Origin of the sequence: Nocardioides renjunii, from assembly GCF_034661175.1 — a bacterium.
GTDB classification, from domain to species: domain Bacteria; phylum Actinomycetota; class Actinomycetes; order Propionibacteriales; family Nocardioidaceae; genus Nocardioides; species Nocardioides renjunii.
In genome coordinates this window covers 2,602,404-2,616,553 of sequence record NZ_CP141058.1, presented here as the reverse complement: position 1 = coordinate 2,616,553, position 14,150 = coordinate 2,602,404, and the positions used below count along the sequence as shown (strand labels likewise).

At 73.6% G+C, this 14,150-nt stretch carries 18 protein-coding genes; 13 read left to right on the top strand and 5 right to left on the bottom strand.

Features of this window, described 5'->3' with window-relative positions; translation table 11 throughout:
* Positions 1 to 71: 71 nt before the first annotated feature.
* Positions 72 to 1,433: an HNH endonuclease signature motif containing protein gene (locus SHK17_RS12430; protein ID WP_322919400.1), complete on the bottom strand. Its 1,362-nt coding sequence runs from the start codon at positions 1,431 to 1,433 to the stop codon at positions 72 to 74.
* Between the two features lie 115 nt (positions 1,434 to 1,548).
* Here SHK17_RS12430 and SHK17_RS12425 point away from each other — a divergent pair, with 115 nt between their 5' ends.
* The gene (locus SHK17_RS12425; protein ID WP_322919399.1) at positions 1,549 to 2,514 is read left to right on the top strand and encodes a hypothetical protein; all 966 of its coding nucleotides are present in this window, start codon (positions 1,549 to 1,551) and stop codon (positions 2,512 to 2,514) included.
* A 10-nt stretch (positions 2,515 to 2,524) separates the two neighbouring features.
* On the opposite strand, the gene SHK17_RS12420 is transcribed toward SHK17_RS12425, so the two are convergent.
* Positions 2,525 to 3,124, bottom strand: coding sequence for a DUF6461 domain-containing protein (locus SHK17_RS12420; protein ID WP_322919398.1), 600 nt, complete (start codon positions 3,122 to 3,124; stop codon positions 2,525 to 2,527).
* A gap of 149 nt (positions 3,125 to 3,273) precedes the next feature.
* Here SHK17_RS12420 and SHK17_RS12415 point away from each other — a divergent pair, with 149 nt between their 5' ends.
* The 3 genes from SHK17_RS12415 (at position 3,274) to SHK17_RS12405 (ending at position 4,854) form a co-directional block, all read left to right on the top strand.
* Entirely contained in the window at positions 3,274 to 3,534 is a 261-nt protein-coding gene (locus SHK17_RS12415) for a DUF4287 domain-containing protein (RefSeq protein ID WP_322919397.1), read from the top strand.
* Between the two features lie 101 nt (positions 3,535 to 3,635).
* The gene (locus SHK17_RS12410; RefSeq protein ID WP_322919396.1) at positions 3,636 to 4,142 is read left to right on the top strand and encodes a SigE family RNA polymerase sigma factor; all 507 of its coding nucleotides are present in this window, start codon (positions 3,636 to 3,638) and stop codon (positions 4,140 to 4,142) included.
* A 4-nt stretch (positions 4,143 to 4,146) separates the two neighbouring features.
* Positions 4,147 to 4,854, top strand: coding sequence for a hypothetical protein (locus SHK17_RS12405; protein WP_322919395.1), 708 nt, complete (start codon positions 4,147 to 4,149; stop codon positions 4,852 to 4,854).
* 11 nt (positions 4,855 to 4,865) lie between these two features.
* Here the strand turns inward: SHK17_RS12405 and SHK17_RS12400 are convergent, their stop codons facing one another.
* Positions 4,866 to 5,516, bottom strand: a complete 651-nt coding sequence (locus tag SHK17_RS12400) for an SDR family oxidoreductase (RefSeq protein ID WP_322919393.1) — start codon at positions 5,514 to 5,516, stop codon at positions 4,866 to 4,868.
* Positions 5,517 to 5,549: 33 nt separating this feature from the next.
* Between SHK17_RS12400 and SHK17_RS12395 the strand changes: the two genes are divergently transcribed.
* The 4 genes from SHK17_RS12395 (at position 5,550) to SHK17_RS12380 (ending at position 8,303) form a co-directional block, all read left to right on the top strand.
* A complete protein-coding gene (locus SHK17_RS12395; protein ID WP_322919392.1) occupies positions 5,550 to 6,365 on the top strand; it encodes an aminoglycoside phosphotransferase family protein in 816 nt (271 codons plus the stop codon).
* 75 nt (positions 6,366 to 6,440) lie between these two features.
* On the top strand, positions 6,441 to 7,004 hold the full coding sequence (gene efp / locus SHK17_RS12390) for an elongation factor P (RefSeq protein WP_172274558.1): 564 nt from the start codon (positions 6,441 to 6,443) through the stop codon (positions 7,002 to 7,004).
* Between the two features lie 4 nt (positions 7,005 to 7,008).
* The gene (gene nusB, locus SHK17_RS12385; RefSeq protein ID WP_322919391.1) at positions 7,009 to 7,419 is read left to right on the top strand and encodes a transcription antitermination factor NusB; all 411 of its coding nucleotides are present in this window, start codon (positions 7,009 to 7,011) and stop codon (positions 7,417 to 7,419) included.
* Between the two features lie 77 nt (positions 7,420 to 7,496).
* Positions 7,497 to 8,303: a DUF1206 domain-containing protein gene (locus SHK17_RS12380; RefSeq protein ID WP_322919390.1), complete on the top strand. Its 807-nt coding sequence runs from the start codon at positions 7,497 to 7,499 to the stop codon at positions 8,301 to 8,303.
* A 4-nt stretch (positions 8,304 to 8,307) separates the two neighbouring features.
* Here the strand turns inward: SHK17_RS12380 and SHK17_RS12375 are convergent, their stop codons facing one another.
* The gene (locus SHK17_RS12375) at positions 8,308 to 9,006 is read right to left on the bottom strand and encodes a TetR/AcrR family transcriptional regulator (RefSeq protein ID WP_172274565.1); all 699 of its coding nucleotides are present in this window, start codon (positions 9,004 to 9,006) and stop codon (positions 8,308 to 8,310) included.
* Between the two features lie 53 nt (positions 9,007 to 9,059).
* Here SHK17_RS12375 and SHK17_RS12370 point away from each other — a divergent pair, with 53 nt between their 5' ends.
* On the top strand, positions 9,060 to 9,893 hold the full coding sequence (locus tag SHK17_RS12370) for a S1 family peptidase (RefSeq protein WP_322919389.1): 834 nt from the start codon (positions 9,060 to 9,062) through the stop codon (positions 9,891 to 9,893).
* Between the two features lie 12 nt (positions 9,894 to 9,905).
* Here SHK17_RS12370 and SHK17_RS12365 read toward each other — a convergent pair whose 3' ends face one another.
* The gene (locus tag SHK17_RS12365; protein ID WP_322919387.1) at positions 9,906 to 11,435 is read right to left on the bottom strand and encodes an ATP-dependent DNA ligase; all 1,530 of its coding nucleotides are present in this window, start codon (positions 11,433 to 11,435) and stop codon (positions 9,906 to 9,908) included.
* 59 nt (positions 11,436 to 11,494) lie between these two features.
* Between SHK17_RS12365 and SHK17_RS12360 the strand changes: the two genes are divergently transcribed.
* The 4 genes from SHK17_RS12360 to SHK17_RS12345 all read left to right on the top strand — a co-directional run bounded on the left by SHK17_RS12360 (position 11,495) and on the right by SHK17_RS12345 (position 14,129).
* Positions 11,495 to 12,109 (top strand): FMN-binding negative transcriptional regulator, encoded by a 615-nt coding sequence (locus tag SHK17_RS12360; protein ID WP_322919386.1) that lies wholly within the window; start codon positions 11,495 to 11,497, stop codon positions 12,107 to 12,109.
* Positions 12,110 to 12,120: 11 nt separating this feature from the next.
* Positions 12,121 to 12,732: a hypothetical protein gene (locus SHK17_RS12355; protein ID WP_322919385.1), complete on the top strand. Its 612-nt coding sequence runs from the start codon at positions 12,121 to 12,123 to the stop codon at positions 12,730 to 12,732.
* Positions 12,733 to 12,788: 56 nt separating this feature from the next.
* Positions 12,789 to 13,424: a hypothetical protein gene (locus tag SHK17_RS12350; RefSeq protein ID WP_322919383.1), complete on the top strand. Its 636-nt coding sequence runs from the start codon at positions 12,789 to 12,791 to the stop codon at positions 13,422 to 13,424.
* A 99-nt stretch (positions 13,425 to 13,523) separates the two neighbouring features.
* Complete coding sequence (locus tag SHK17_RS12345; RefSeq protein ID WP_322919382.1) at positions 13,524 to 14,129, top strand: DUF6518 family protein; 606 nt, start codon at positions 13,524 to 13,526, stop codon at positions 14,127 to 14,129.
* The last annotated feature ends 21 nt before the right edge of the window (positions 14,130 to 14,150 follow it).

The following is a 14,150-nucleotide window of genomic DNA, read 5'->3' as shown; positions in this document are numbered from 1 at the left end:
ACTCGACCCGAGGCGCGAGCCACCGCCGAGGTGTTGCCGGTGTTGGTGACAGCGAGGTCGAAGTCGCGAGCTCAGGCCCGGACGGTGCCGCGGGGAGTGACGAGCACGGTGAGTCCCGCGGGGCCCGTCCACAGGTAGGAGCCCGGTCCGGTGCGTTCGTAGCTCCAACGACCGGCGGTCTTCGCACGGTGGTGTCGCCGGCACAGGGGTGCGAGAGACGCCGGGGAGGTCTGGCCCGGCGGTCCGCCGTCACCCGGGTCCTCGAAGGGTTCGCGATGATCGAGGTCGCACTGCCGGGCGGACCGACCGCACCAGGGGAACACGCAGGTCTCGTCGCGAAGCCGGACCTGCTCGGCCATGCGGGGCGGCGGGTCGTGGCGGTCGACGGACCAGCGGTCGTCCGCGGCGACGTGCAGGACCGGTTGCACGGTCACGCGGGACCGACCGACCCACTCGCGGATCTTGTCGAGGGTCACGGGGCCGAGCGACTCGCCGGAGCCGGTGGCGGTCGGCTCGTCGGTCACGACGTCGCTGAGGGAGGCGTGCAGGTAGAGCCGGACCGTGGCGCCGCGCCGGGCCAGCGCCTCGCGTCGTGCCTGATCGCGTGCTCCGAGGTCTCCCCGGTCGACCAGGCTCGTGAGGTCGAGCCGGGCCTGCGCGTCGGCGATCACGCCCAGCGCCTTGGCCTTCCGGACGCCGAGCTCGTCGGTGTCGCCGAGGGCGCCCAGCGCCTCGGCCTCGGCACAGACGACGTCGTTGAACCGGGTCAGGTCGAGGGTGTCTCCGATGGCGCGGAGCTCGGAGGTGCCGGAGCAGCGATGGGGGTCGGGGTGCACCAGGACCACGTCCCACGTCGCGCGCGCAGCTGCCTCACGGTCGAGCTGCGCCTCCCCGTCGCAGCGGGCGGCCGCCTCGGCGACGAGGCGGTCGAGGGCGGCGGCGCCCAGTGAGGAGGACCGGCCGGCGACCTGCCGGTCGACCCAGCGTGCGGCGTCGACCGACAGGTGCCGGGTGCGGCTCGCCACCCGACGCGCCTTCCAGACCGGGACGAGCAGCGCGCGGGCCTGGTCCCAGAGCAGGGGAAGGCGGTGGTGCAGGTCGAGGGCGTCGGCCAGGACGCTGGACGCCGAGGTCGGCGAGCAGCCGAGGGCCACGGCCAGGGGCTCGGAGGTGAAGGCCGCGACTGCCGGCGTGCCGGCACCACCGAGCGTCTCGGGCTCGCTGAGGACGGACGGAAGCACCGGGCCCTCGGGCGTCTCGCAGGAGTCGAGAGCGGGGTGCGCGACGGCCCACTGGTAGGCGATGCGGAGCTTGTGGACCTCGCCCTCGCGGAGCACCGCCTCGATCTCGGCGGCCTCGGACAGCAACGCACGCTCGGTCAGGTCCGTCAGGTCGGTGGCCTGCGCCTCGACGGAGGTGGCGGTGCCCTTCATGGACCTACTCAACCAGAGCCCACCGACAGTCGGATGTGTCCGCGGAACGAGCCTGTGGAGCAACGATTCGGTGACGTCCGTTGCGTTCTTCCTGGTCCCTCGCGACCCTCGTGCGATGAGATCGGTGAGGGCATCGGCCGCCGCGGCGCTGGCGGCCGCGGTGCTTGCTGGCTGCAGCGGCAGCACCGCGCCCGACACCCTCCCGCTCGGTGACTCCACGGCACAGGTCCCGCCCGGACTGGAGGTCGGGTGCCCACCGGACGACACTGCCCTGCGGCTCCCGATCAGCGACCTCCCACCTGGTGCGGCAGGCGTGCGCCTGTGTCCGGGCGCGCCCGTCGTCGGGCGCGACGGCACCCGTCATGGGCCGTTCGTCCAACCGGTTAGTGACGAGCTCACCACGGGCGTCGAGTCGCTCGTCGACCTGGTCAACGGACTGCCGGAGCACGAGCCCGGGGCCTGTCAGCTGGACGGGGGCCCGCTCCTCGTCTACTGGTTCCGATACCCGGACGGCGACGCTCGAGCGGTCGCGTACGGAGAACGCGGATGCCACACCCTCACCGCGGGCGAAGGCCTCGTGCGCGAGGACGGCGAGAAGCTCGCCCACGCGTTCGCGGACGCACTCCGCTCACAGCGCGCCGCCTCCGCACCTCCGGTCATGACGCAGGAACGTCGGAAGACGCCGAAGTGCGGGCTGCCGAACACCGAGACCCCCGTCAGCATGCTGCCGCAGCTGCCTCCGACGATGACCGACGCCACCTGGTGCCAGGGCGTGGCCCCCTACCGCATGCGGACGGCGTCCGTGCCGGCGTCACTCGTACGCCGCCTCAACGAAGGGCTGGTGGGGGAGCCTGTCGAGGGCCGGGACCCGTGCAAGCCGGTCACCTACGGCGAGTCGATCGAGGGCGTCAACGAGTGGGGTGACCGGGTCTCCTACTGGGTGGTCTCGGACTGTCGCATCCACGCCCGCGTCGGCTACGGCCGCGACACCGCGACGGCGACGTTCGCTGCCGCACCGGAGCTCGTCCGGGCCCTGAGGGCGCTGCCGCCGACCGCGGTCCTGCGGTGGAAGCGCGAGTGAATCCGAGGCGTCACCCCTCGTACTGCAGCTGGCGCACCGCGACCACCGTCGCGTCGTCGCCCTCCAGCCTCGCGGCGTCGGCAGGCGTGAGGCGGATGCCGGTCACCACCTCGGCCATCGCGAGGCCGACGGCACGCGTGTCGTCCTCCCGTGCCTCGAGCTCGTCACGGCTGAGGTCGACCCACGCCAGGTCGAACAGCGCGCGGATCTCCTCGGGCACCGACGAGCGGTCCTCCACGAACCTGTACTCGTCGTCGTCGAAGAGCAGCTCACCGTCGCGGGCGCACCCGAACCGGCCGTGTGCCTGGATGTTGTCCCGCACCACCGCGGCCGCCCGCCCGCCCTCGGACAACGCCACGAGGACGGAGCTGGGCGGATCCGCGTAGCCCGTGTCCTCGCAGGCGAGCACCCCGCCCTCGATCGCGGTGAGCCTGTAGGCCGCCCAGACCGGCTCCTCGCCGTAGAGCTCGTCCTCGGGCACGTCGGCGAGGGGCACCCCACCCAGCGCGTCGACCACGTCGCTGACCGAAGCGCCGCGAACGACGAGCGTGGTCTCGTCCCCGATGACCAGGCTCCTGTAGTGCTCCACCAGCTCTGCTGTGTCCCCCATGGGCCGCAGCCTAGAGAGTCGGACCGAGGCGCAGACAGCGGTTCCGGAGAAGCGGGCAGGCCCGCGGATGCCTAGGGTCGTCGTACGTGCAGCCCCGGAGGCTCGCCGACGACACCGCACCCCGCACTCCCACGACAGGAGCAGAGCCGATGAGCGGCTTCCAGACCTACCTCGACAACGCCGAGCGCCAGACCGGCGTGACCCCGCAGCAGTTCCTCGACATGGCGACCGAGCGCGGTCTGCACCAGGCCAAGGCGGGGGAGGTCATCGCCTGGCTCAAGAACGACTTCTCCCTCGGCCACGGCCACGCCGCCAACCTCGCCCAGCTCATCACCAAGGGGCCCGAGGCCACCGCCACCAAGTACGGCGACGACGGGGTCCTGCACCTCGACGGGCTCGCGGCCCGCTGACGGGGCGGCACCACCCGAGTCCGCCCTCAACCTTTCCGCCTCGCCCGCCGTCAAGAGGGCGAGGGTGGGAGGTTGGCACCCCAGGGACGAGAGGGAACGGGATGGACGACGCCACGAGAGCCGAGTTCGCGGACTTCGTGACGGTGCAGGCACGACCGCTGCTGGGGTTCGCGCACGCCCTCACGGCCGACCCGCACGATGCCTGGGACCTCACCCAGGAGACGTTGGCGCGGATGGGGGAGCGGTGGGGACGCACGACGTACGACGCCCCGGGGGCCTATGCCCGCACGGTGATGGTCCGGCTCAACATCGACCGCATCCGGCGGCTGCGCCGTGAGCTGCCCCGTTCCACCGCCGGACCGGACGTCGCCGTGCCCGTCGAGCACCTCGACGGCATGGACCCGTGGCTCGTGGACGCCCTGGCCACGCTCTCACCCCGCCAGCGCACGGCGCTGGCCCTGCGCTACGTCGAGGACCTCGACGTCCGGGGGATCGCCGAGCGGATGGGCTGCTCGGAGGGCACCGTCAAGAGCCAGCTGTCCCGCGGCACCGAGCGCCTGCGCGAGCACGCCCGCCACCGCGGGCTGCTCACCACACGAGAGGGATGACGCGATGACCGAGCAACAGATCAAGGACGGCTACGAGCGGCTCGACTCCGCCCTGCACGCGCCCCAGGACGCGGTCGACCGGGTCGAGAAGCGGATGGGGGCGCGTCGACGGCACCGCCGCATCGGCGCCGCCGCCGGCACCGCGGTCGTCCTGGCCGCGGTCGGGGGCTACGCCGTGGCGTCGACGGGCGGGTCCGACGACGGTCGCGACGGGCTCGTGGCCGTCGACCCGCCGCCGTCCGGCCTGGTGATGACGCGCCCCGACGGGTCCACGTTCGTGTTCGACGACCTGACGGTCAGCTGCGCCCCGCGGGGCCTGGGAGGCGGGTCCGCCGGCCGTGACCGCGACCTGGTCAGCCTCACGAGCCCGGTCCTCGTCGAGGGCGAGCGGGTGACGCAGCCGTTCATCATCGTCGACGCGTACGCCGACCGGCTGCAGCAACCGAGCACGCTCTCGCTGCCGATCGAGAGCGCCGACGGCTCCTCGGAGTCGCTGCCGCTCACCCTGTTCGTCGCCGACACGGAGGGTGGCCCCGACGGCAACGAGGTCGTCAGCTCGGCGCCGAGCACCGGCACGGTGCGGGTCGTGCGGGCCTCGTGCGAGCCGACCCCGGTCCTGGAGATCGAGGTCGACGTCACCCTCGCGAGCGAGGAGCAGACCGCCGACGGGCAGCCCAAGCAGTCGTTGCGGCTCGAGGGCGTCGTGCGCTGACCGCTGTCGCGTCAGAGCGAGGCGAGCCAGTCGTCGACCGGGACGTCGCCGTCCCCGAAGACCAGCGTCCGGCGGGAGGCACGCCGGTCGTCGAGCACCGCGACGGCGACCTGCGCGACGAGCTCGCGCGAGGTGACGTCGCCGTCGTTGAATCCCGCACCGGGGTTGACCGAGCCGGATCCCGGCTCGAGGGTCAGCGTGCCGGGGCCGAGGACCGTCCAGTCCAGGCCGGTGCTGCGGAGGTGCTCGTCGGCTGCGATCTTGGCGTCCTGGTAGTGGCGGAACGGGTTGTCCTCCGGCACCAGCACGTCGGGGGAGGACCCGGAGAAGGACACCATGACGTAGCGGCCGACGCCCGCCCTGGCCGCGGCGTCCATCGACCGGATCGCGGCGTCGCGGTCGACGGCGTAGGTCCGCTCCGGGCTGCCGCCGCCGGCTCCCGCGGACCACACCACGGCGTCCTGGCCGGCGAGGAGGTCGGCGAGGGCGTGCTCGTCGGCGTCCTCCACCGAGGTCACGCGCGCGGTCGCGCCGGTCGCCTCGACGTCACCCACGTGGTCGGGGTTGCGGATGACGGAGGTGACCTCGTGCCCTGCCTCGACCAGCATCGGAGCGAGGAGGAGCGCGATCTTGCCGTGTCCGCCGAAGATGGTGACTCGCATGGTGGCGACGGTACACACGGCTACGGTGTCGCGGTGCAGACGTCCACCCACGGCGTGACGATCGGTGCCTCCGAGGTCCGCAAGGAGTTCGTCGCCGACCACGAGGCGCAGGCCGAGCGCGAGTGGGCGTGCCTGACCCTCCTCGCCGAGCACGCACCCGGCCTGGCCCCCCGCCCCCTGCGCCGCGAGGACGGCGAGACGCCGGTCATCGTCATGGAGCGGGTCCCCGGGAGCCCGCTGGCAGCCCGGCCGCTGGACCACGCGCAGACCGCCGCCCTCGGCGCCACGCTTCGCCGGCTCTACGACGTACCCATCGAGGCGGTGCGAGCCGCGGGGATCGGCGAGCGGAGGTACGGCGCCCGCCAGCACGCGCAGCTGCTGGTCGAGTGGCTCACGGACGACGTCGACCTGGGGGAGTGCCTCGACCCGCCGCTGGTGTCCGAGGCGCTCCAGCTGGCGCGTGCGTACGTCGCCGACCCGCCGCTGCCGGACCCGCGCGACACGGCGCTCGGGATCGCCGACCTCAACCCGCCCAACGTGCTGTGGGACGGGCGGGTGGTGCGGCTGGTCGACTTCGAGGACGGCGGGCTCAGCGACCCGGCGTACGAGCTGGCCGACCACGTCGAGCACCTCGGCAGCCGGCTGCCCGGCGTCTACGACCCCGGTGCACTGGTCGCGGCGGTGGGGCTCGGCGCGGAGGACCGGCAGCGGATGGCGGCCTACCGGCCGCTGTGGGCCGCGTTCTGGCTGGCCATGCTGCTCCCCGGCAACGGCGGGTGGCGGCGCAACCCACGGGGGACCACCGAGGCGCAGGCCGCGCATTTCATGGCGCTCGTGGGCCAGCACTAGACTTGCGCGTCGGCGCGCAGCCCCCACCCGCGCGGCCGGCCCATCGACAACTCGACGAAGGCGGACGAAGACCACATGGCAAGCACCAACGACCTCAAGAACGGCATGGTCCTCAAGATCGAGGGTCAGCTCTGGGCCGTCGTCGAGTTCCAGCACGTCAAGCCGGGCAAGGGCCCCGCGTTCGTCCGCACCAAGCTGCGCAACGTCGAGTCGGGCAAGAACGTCGACAAGACGTTCAACGCCGGCACCAAGGTCGAGACGGCCAACGTCGACAAGCGGACCATGCAGTACCTCTACAACGACGGATCGTCCTACGTCTTCATGGACACCAGCACCTACGAGCAGATCGAGGTCACCCCCGAGGTGGTCGGCGACGCCAAGAACTTCATGCTGGAGAACCAGGAGGCCATCGTCGCCACCAACGAGGGCCGGGTCCTGTTCATCGAGCTCCCCGCGTCGGTCGAGCTCCTCATCGCCGAGACCGAGCCGGGCCTGCAGGGCGACCGCTCCACCGGCGGCACCAAGCCCGCCACGCTCGAGACCGGCCACACCATCGCGGTGCCCCTCTTCATCACCACCGGCGAGAAGGTCAAGGTCGACACCCGCGACTCGTCCTACCTCGGCCGCGTCAAGGCCTGACCAGGTGGCTGCCCGCTCCAAGGCCCGCAAGCGCGCGCTGGACATCCTCTTCGCCTCCGAGCTCCGCTCCGAGGACCCCGTGATGGCGCTCGACCGCGCCATCGAGGCGGGCGAGGGCCCGACCAACGACTACACCAGCACCCTGGTGCGGGGCGTGGTCGACCACCTCGCCCGCATCGACGAGGTGCTCACCACCTACAGCAAGGGCTGGACGCTCGGCCGGATGCCGGCGGTCGACCGCAACGTGCTCCGCATCGGTGTCTACGAGCTGCTGTGGGGCGACGAGGACGTCCCGGAGAGCGTCGCCGTGAGCGAGGCGCTGCACCTCGTGCAGGACCTCTCCACCGACGACTCCCCGGCCTTCGTCAACGGTCTCCTCGGCTCGATCATGCGCGACCGCGCCAGCCTCGTCTGAGGGTCCGTCCGCCGCGGCCTCACCCCCAGGGGTCCGCGGGCTCGTCGGGGTGCCGTCGCAGGCCCTAGGTTGACGACATGAACGCCTCCGACACCGCCGAGCAGGTCCAGCAGAGCGACTGGCTCGACCACGCGATCCGGGTGGGGCTGGTGGCCTACGGCGTGGTGCACCTCCTGATCGCCTTCCTCGCCGTCCAGCTGGCCCTCGGCGAGAAGGAGGACAGCGCCTCCAACACCGGCGCCCTGCACTACCTCGCCGAGCAGCCCCTCGGGGCGGCGATGGTCTGGGGCGTCGCGGTGGGCATGCTCCTGCTCGTCGTGTGGCGGCTGCTGGAGTTCGCCTTCGGCTACCGCGAGGAGTCCGACGACACCAAGCGCTGGCGCAAGCGGGCGACCTCGCTCGGCAAGGCGGTCATCTACGGGGCGCTCGGCTGGAGCGCGGTCAGGACCGCGCTCGGCGACGGCTCCAGCGGCGGGACCGACTCGACCACCGCCAAGCTGATGGACCTGCCCGGTGGGCAGTTCATCGTCGGCGCGGTCGGCCTCGCCGTCATCGCGTACGGCGGCTCGCTGGTGTGGCGCGGCTGGACCGAGAAGTTCACCGAGCACCTCGACGCGCAGGGCCAGTCGGGCAAGGACGGGTCGGCCTACGTCCTGCTCGGCAAGATCGGCTACATCGCCAAGGGCATCGCCATCGGCATCGTCGGCGGGCTCTTCGCCTACGCCGCGATCACCCACGACCCCAAGAAGTCCGGCGGCCTCGACCAGGCCCTGCAGACCGTGCTGGAGCAGCCGTTCGGCCAGGTGCTGCTCATCGCGATCGGCCTGGGCATCGGCGCCTACGGCGTCTTCTGCTTCGCCCGCGCCAAGCACCTGTCCCGCTGACCGGCTAGCGGGGCGCTCCTGCGGCCACGGCGAGGGCCGAGGCGACCATGTGGTCGCGCACCTGCTCGCCGGTGACACGGCTGATCCGCGGCACGCCGGGCGCCTCCTCCGAGACGAGGAGCGCCACCCGGCCGAGCTGCAGCGTGCCGAGGCCGCTGGCGTAGAGCATGTTGGCGAGGAGGCCCGGGTCCTCGACGTGGAAGTCGCCCGTGGCCGCTCCGGCCTCGATGGTGCGGGTCAGCACCGACAGGCACCCGGTGATCGCCTGCCCGAGGCGGTACATCGCGCTCTCGCTGACCTCCTCGAGGAGGTCGCCGCCGGGTCGTCGCATGATGGCCTGGGCGCAGTCGACGAAGGCCGGGTGCGCCAGCCCGTAGTCGACGAAGGCCCCCACCAGCCGCTCGAGCTGGGCGCGGGGCTCGTCGGTGGTCGAGGCGGCCTGCTCGAGCGCCACCCGGAGCTCGTCGAGGTACTGCACCAGCGTGAGGCTGAACAGCTCCTCCTTGCCGGTGAAGTGGCGGTAGATGATCGCGCGGTTGATGCCGACGGACCGGGCGATGTCCTCGATTTGGGCGTCCCGGACGCCGCGCTCGTCGAAGAGGCGGCGGGTCGCGGAGATGATCTCGGTCTCGCGGCGGCGCCGGCGTGCGGCGGCGGTGCCCGTGCGTGCGGGGACCGCGGCTGGCGCCGACTCGCTGCTCATGGGCCCAGTCTAGGGAGCGCGAGGCCCGGCACCGCCTGTGGTTCGATGCCGGCATGGCCCGCCACGGATCCCGCCGCCTCGTCGCCGCGCTCGTCCTCGCCGCGCTGGGCGGCCTCCTCGTCCAGCCGTCGGCCGGTGCCGCAGCGGCTCCGTCGGAGAGGTTCGCCGGGACGGCGCGGCTCCCCGGCTGCTCCGGCGCCGTGGTCCGCTGGCCGGCCGCGCTCGACAGCGACCGCGCGGTCGTCCTGACCAACGGCCACTGCGTGCGCCTGCCCTTCCTCGGCGCCCGCGAGGTGCTGGTGGACCAGGAGCGGTGGACGAGGATCGGGCTGCTCGACGGCCGCGGCGAGGTGGCCATGGAGGTGCGGGGCGTCCGCCTGCAGTACGCGACGATGTTCCGCACCGACGTGGCGCTGCTGGAGCTGCGCGAGACGTACGCCGACCTCGCCGCCGGCGGGGTGACCCCGATGGCGCTGGCCCCGCGCGGGCCGTCACGGGGCATGGAGGTCCGGATCCCGTCCGGCTACTGGGGCGAGCAGCGGGCCTGCACCACCCGCGGGTCCGCCCACCGCGTGCACGAGCGCTCGTGGGACTGGTGGCGCTCCATCCGGCTGCCCGCCCGCGGCGGCTGCGCGATCCGCGGGGGCTACTCCGGCTCGCCGGTCGTGGACCGGGCCACCGGCCTGGTCGTCGGCATCGCCAACACCGGCTACGTCGGTGGCCGCCCCTGCGTCGACTCGGCCTGCGAGGAGGACCGGCGCGGCGTCGTACGCCTGCGCAGGCAGATGAACTACGGCCAGCAGACCGCGTGGCTGCTCACCTGCATCGGCTCGGACCGGACGTTCGACCTCTCGGTCGCGGGGTGCCGGCTGCCGCAGCCCCGCTGAGGCTGGGCCGCCTCACCCCGCCACGTGGCCGCGCACCGTCTCGATCGTGTCGGCCTCGGCGGGGCCCTTGTCGTCGCGGTAGCGGACCACCCGCGCGAAGCGGAGGGCCACGCCGCCGGGGTAGCGGGTGGAGCGCTGGAGACCGTCGAAGGCGATCTCGACGACCTGCTCGGGGCGCACCTCGACGACGTAGCTGTCCCGGATCGTGGTGGGGGAGACGGCCAGCTCGGTGAAGCGCTCGGTCTGCCACGCGAGCGTCTCGTCGGTCATGCCCTTGAACGTCTTGCCGAGCATCACGAACCCGGTCGGCGACGCGTCGTCGCGCGCGCCGAGGTGGATGTTGGAGAGCCATCCCTCGCGGCGGCCGGAGCCCCACTCGACCGCCAGCACGACCAGGTCGAGCGTGTGGACGGGCTTGACCTTGACCCACGCCGACCCGCGCCGTCCGGCGGCGTAGGGCGCGGAGAGGTCCTTGAGCACGACTCCCTCGTGGCCGGCGGCGACCGTCTCGGCGGCGAAGGAGTCGGCGGCCGCGGCGTCGGCCGTCACGAGCCGGCGGACGCGGTGCCGCTCGGGCACCAGCGCGTCGAGGGCGGCGAGCCGCTCGTGTCCGGGGGAGTCGAGCAGGTCCTGGCCGTCGACGTGCAGCAGGTCGAAGAAGTGGGGGGTGACCGCGACGCCGGTGTCCTGCGCGGTGCGGCTGGCGGTGTCCTGGAAGGCGAGCGGGCGGCCGTCGTCGGACAGCGCGAGGGCCTCGCCGTCGAGGACGAAGCGCTCGGCGGGCAGCGAGCGCGCCACCTCCACCACCTCGGGCAGCCGCGTGGTGATGTCGTCGAGGCTGCGGGTGACCACGAGCACGTCGTCGCCGTCGCGGTGGACCTGGATGCGGATGCCGTCGAGCTTGGCGTCGATCGCGACCTCGGTGGCGCCGTCGGGGGAGAGCCCGGCCATCGCGGTGGCCACGTCGGGAGCGCTCGAGGCGAGCATCGGCATGACGGGGCGACCCACCTCGAGCCCGATGCCGGCGAGCGCCTCCTCGCCGGCGAACGCCGCCCCGGCCGCAGCGACGGTGCTCCCGGCGAGCATGGCGGCACGGCGCACGGCGGCGAGCGGCACGCCGGCCACCTGCGCGACCGCCTCCTGCGTGACGGCGTCGAGGGCTCCCTGGCGGATGTTGCCCGTCACCACCGCGCGCAGCCACGCCTGCTCCGCAGCGGTGGCCCGGCCGAAGAGGTCCTCCACCGCTGATCGGCGGGCCTGCTGGGAGCCGGTGCCCGAGATCCGCGACATGGCCTCGAACGCCTCGTGCACGTCGAGCACGGACAGCGACGGCTCGTCGGCGGGCGGTGGCAGGTCGCTGACGCCCCGCCAGCCCAGTCCCGTGCGCCGCTGACGGAGGGCGCCGCCGAGGTAGGACACGACGACCTCGAGCTCGTGGGGACCGACCCGGCCGAGCAGCTCGGCGAGCGCGACCACCTTGGCCTTGCGGGAGCGGGTGGCGGCGACGGCGGCGGAGGTCGCGACGAGCTCGGCGAGCAGCATGCGCCCATCCTGCCGCCACCCACCGACAGGCGCTCCCTCCGTGGGGGCAGGATGGGGGAGTGACCGACCCCCAGCTCTACGTCCCGCGCTTCAACGTGATGGACCCCGACGACGTGCGCGGGTTCGTCCACGTCGTCGCGGCCGCCCAGCTGGTCACGGTGGGGGAGGACGGGCAGCCCGACGCGACCTTCTTCCCGGTCCTGTGGGAGGGCGACCGGCTCGTGGGCCACCAAGCCCGGGCCAACCCGCACTGGCGCCGGATCGTCACGGGGTCGCCGGCCCTCGCGGTCGTCACGGGGCCGGACACCTACGTGTCGCCGTCGTGGTACGCCGCCAAGGCCGAGCACGGCAAGGTCGTGCCGACGTGGAACTACTCGGTGGTCCACCTCCGTGGCCGGGTCACCGTGCACGACGACCCGGACTGGGTGCGCGCCCTCGTCACCCGCCTGACCGACCGCCACGAGGAGCGCCGTGCGGACCGGTGGCGGGTCACCGACGCGCCCGAGGACTACGTCACCAAGAACCTCCGCCCGATCGTGGGCGTCGAGCTCGTGGTGGAGTCCGTCGAGGCGAAGGCCAAGCTCAGCCAGAACCGCTCGGACGCCGACCGCGCCGGCGTCGCCGCCGGGCTCGCGGCGGACGGCGCCGACCCCGCCGGCCTGGTGGCCCCGTGAGGGCCGGCCGGGTGCGTGAGCGCTTCCACGGGCGGATCGCCGGCGTCGGCAGCACCAGCGGCGTCCGGGTGGTCGTCGGACGGTGGGACGCCTCGCCGTGGGGCTCCTTCGCCGACGTGATGGTCGAGGAGGCCTCCGGGCACCGCGTGCTGCTCGCGCCCGACGCGCGGGTGCGCGAGTTCGTCGCGGCGACCTACACCTTCGACGAACACGTCATCGAGCCGGTCGAGGTGCGGGACACCGCCGGCGGCTGGCTGGTCGAGACGCCGTCGCTGCGCCTCCACCTCGTCACCGGGCGTCGTACGCCGCTGGGCGCGGCCCTCGGACTGGTCCCGGCGCGGGTGGCGACCGCGCCCGCCTGGTGCGCGGTGGCCGACCCCGTGGCCCGCGTGGTGCTGAGCGGCGTCCGGACCCGGGGGACCGCCGGCAACGACCGGCGCGAGTGGTACGGCGCGACCTCGGTGCACGCCGTCGTCGCCATCGACGGGTCCTGGCGCGGAGCCGACCTCGGACACCTGGCCCCCGTCGACCCGCCCTGCAGGTTCGGCTTCTCCTCCACGCCGAGGCGGCCGTCGGTGACCGACGTGGTCACGACGATTGAGCGGCCCGCCCAGGACCGCTAGGCACGGATTCGGCCGTTCCGGGGACGCCCGCCCCCGGGCGTGGGTAGCGTCCTGGGGTGAGGTTCAGGACGGTGCTGGTGGGCGCCCTCGTCGTCATCGCGGTGGCGGTCGGCGGCATGGTGGCGAGCTCGTGGACGGACATCTCCGCACTCGTCTCCGGCGTCCGCGCGAGCTCCGAGCTGTGCTCCACCTTCGACGAGGACGAGCGGCTCGACCTGATGGGCGTCGAGACGCCGACACGGATGCTGGACGTGGAGGGCTCGCTCGACCCCTACACGTGCCGGTGGTCGACGTCGGACCCGAGCCAGGGGTCGTTCGTCCAGGTGGTCTCGGCCCCGGCGGAGCAGTGGGCGGCGAGCGTCGCGACCGCCCTGGCGTCGCAGCCACCGGCGGGTGACCCGCGACGCGTGCGGCAGCTGCGCCGGGCGGCGGCGCAGCCGATCGCGACCGGCGCCGACGGGTGCCGCTTCGCGCGGAGGCTGTTCCGGCTCGGCGGCGCACCGGACGGCGCACCGCGGCTGGTGGCGGAGTCGCTCTCCACGACGGGCGAGCCGATGATGATGGCGCAGAGCTGTGTCGACGGTCGCTACGCCGCGGTCATGGTGGCCAAGCCGGCCGTGGCGGTGGACCAGGCCCTGGCGCGTCGGACCGACCGGGCGCTCCGTCGGCTCGAGGAGTCCCCGCAGGACTGAGCGGGCGTCCCTCCTCCGCTGGTGCCGATCTCCGGCACCCAGGTACCGCCCGCGGCCGAACCGGGTGACGGCCCCGTCCGGTGCGCCCACGATGGAGCCATGGTCGACCTCTGCCGCACGTCCGTGATCACAGCCGCCGTCGTCGGCACGAGCCTGCTCCTGGGCGGGCTGACCTCCTGGGCCCAGGGCGTGCTGCCGGACGCGCTGGCACCGTTCGCCAACTCGCCGTCGGGCTGGACGCTGTTGACCGTCCTGGTCGTGGCCACCGCCCGGCCCTCGCTCGGAGCGGGTGCGGCGCTGGGCGTGGCCTCTTTCGTGAGCCTCGTGCTGGGCTACACCGCGGCCTCCGAGCTGCGGGGGCTGAGCTACGACCCGGTGTTCTGGGGTGTCGTCGGCGTGGTCGCCGGGCCCGTCGTCGGTGCCGCGGCCGCAGCCGTCGTGGACCGCCGCCCCGTCGTCGCAGCGGTGGGCGCGGGCGTCCTCGCCGGCGTGCTCGTGGCGGATGGGATCTACGGCCTGACCGTCGTCGGCGGCTCCACCAGCCCGGTCTACTGGACCCTGTGCCTGGTGGCCGGCTGCGCGCTCGTCGGGACCACCGCGGTGCGGTTGCGCAGTCCTGCCGCCGCTGCCGGCGTGGTGGCCAGTGCTGCGGCGGCGACCGGCGTGCTCACCGTCGGCTACGGCGTGCTCAACCAGGTGTCCTGAGGCCGTGCCCCGACTGATGGG

Excerpts from the sequence above, each read along its gene's own strand:
- SHK17_RS12430 (WP_322919400.1), bottom strand. The coding sequence starts at position 1,433 with ATGAAGGGCACCGCCACCTCCGTCGAGGCGCAGGCCACCGACCTGACG.
- SHK17_RS12425 (WP_322919399.1), top strand. The coding sequence starts at position 1,549 with ATGAGATCGGTGAGGGCATCGGCCGCCGCGGCGCTGGCGGCCGCGGTG.
- SHK17_RS12420 (WP_322919398.1), bottom strand. The coding sequence starts at position 3,124 with ATGGGGGACACAGCAGAGCTGGTGGAGCACTACAGGAGCCTGGTCATC.
- SHK17_RS12415 (WP_322919397.1), top strand. The coding sequence starts at position 3,274 with ATGAGCGGCTTCCAGACCTACCTCGACAACGCCGAGCGCCAGACCGGC.
- SHK17_RS12410 (WP_322919396.1), top strand. The coding sequence starts at position 3,636 with ATGGACGACGCCACGAGAGCCGAGTTCGCGGACTTCGTGACGGTGCAG.
- SHK17_RS12405 (WP_322919395.1), top strand. The coding sequence starts at position 4,147 with ATGACCGAGCAACAGATCAAGGACGGCTACGAGCGGCTCGACTCCGCC.
- SHK17_RS12400 (WP_322919393.1), bottom strand. The coding sequence starts at position 5,516 with ATGCGAGTCACCATCTTCGGCGGACACGGCAAGATCGCGCTCCTCCTC.
- efp (WP_172274558.1), top strand. The coding sequence starts at position 6,441 with ATGGCAAGCACCAACGACCTCAAGAACGGCATGGTCCTCAAGATCGAG.
- SHK17_RS12380 (WP_322919390.1), top strand. The coding sequence starts at position 7,497 with ATGAACGCCTCCGACACCGCCGAGCAGGTCCAGCAGAGCGACTGGCTC.
- SHK17_RS12375 (WP_172274565.1), bottom strand. The coding sequence starts at position 9,006 with ATGAGCAGCGAGTCGGCGCCAGCCGCGGTCCCCGCACGCACGGGCACC.
- SHK17_RS12370 (WP_322919389.1), top strand. The coding sequence starts at position 9,060 with ATGGCCCGCCACGGATCCCGCCGCCTCGTCGCCGCGCTCGTCCTCGCC.
- SHK17_RS12365 (WP_322919387.1), bottom strand. The coding sequence starts at position 11,435 with ATGCTGCTCGCCGAGCTCGTCGCGACCTCCGCCGCCGTCGCCGCCACC.
- SHK17_RS12345 (WP_322919382.1), top strand. The coding sequence starts at position 13,524 with ATGGTCGACCTCTGCCGCACGTCCGTGATCACAGCCGCCGTCGTCGGC.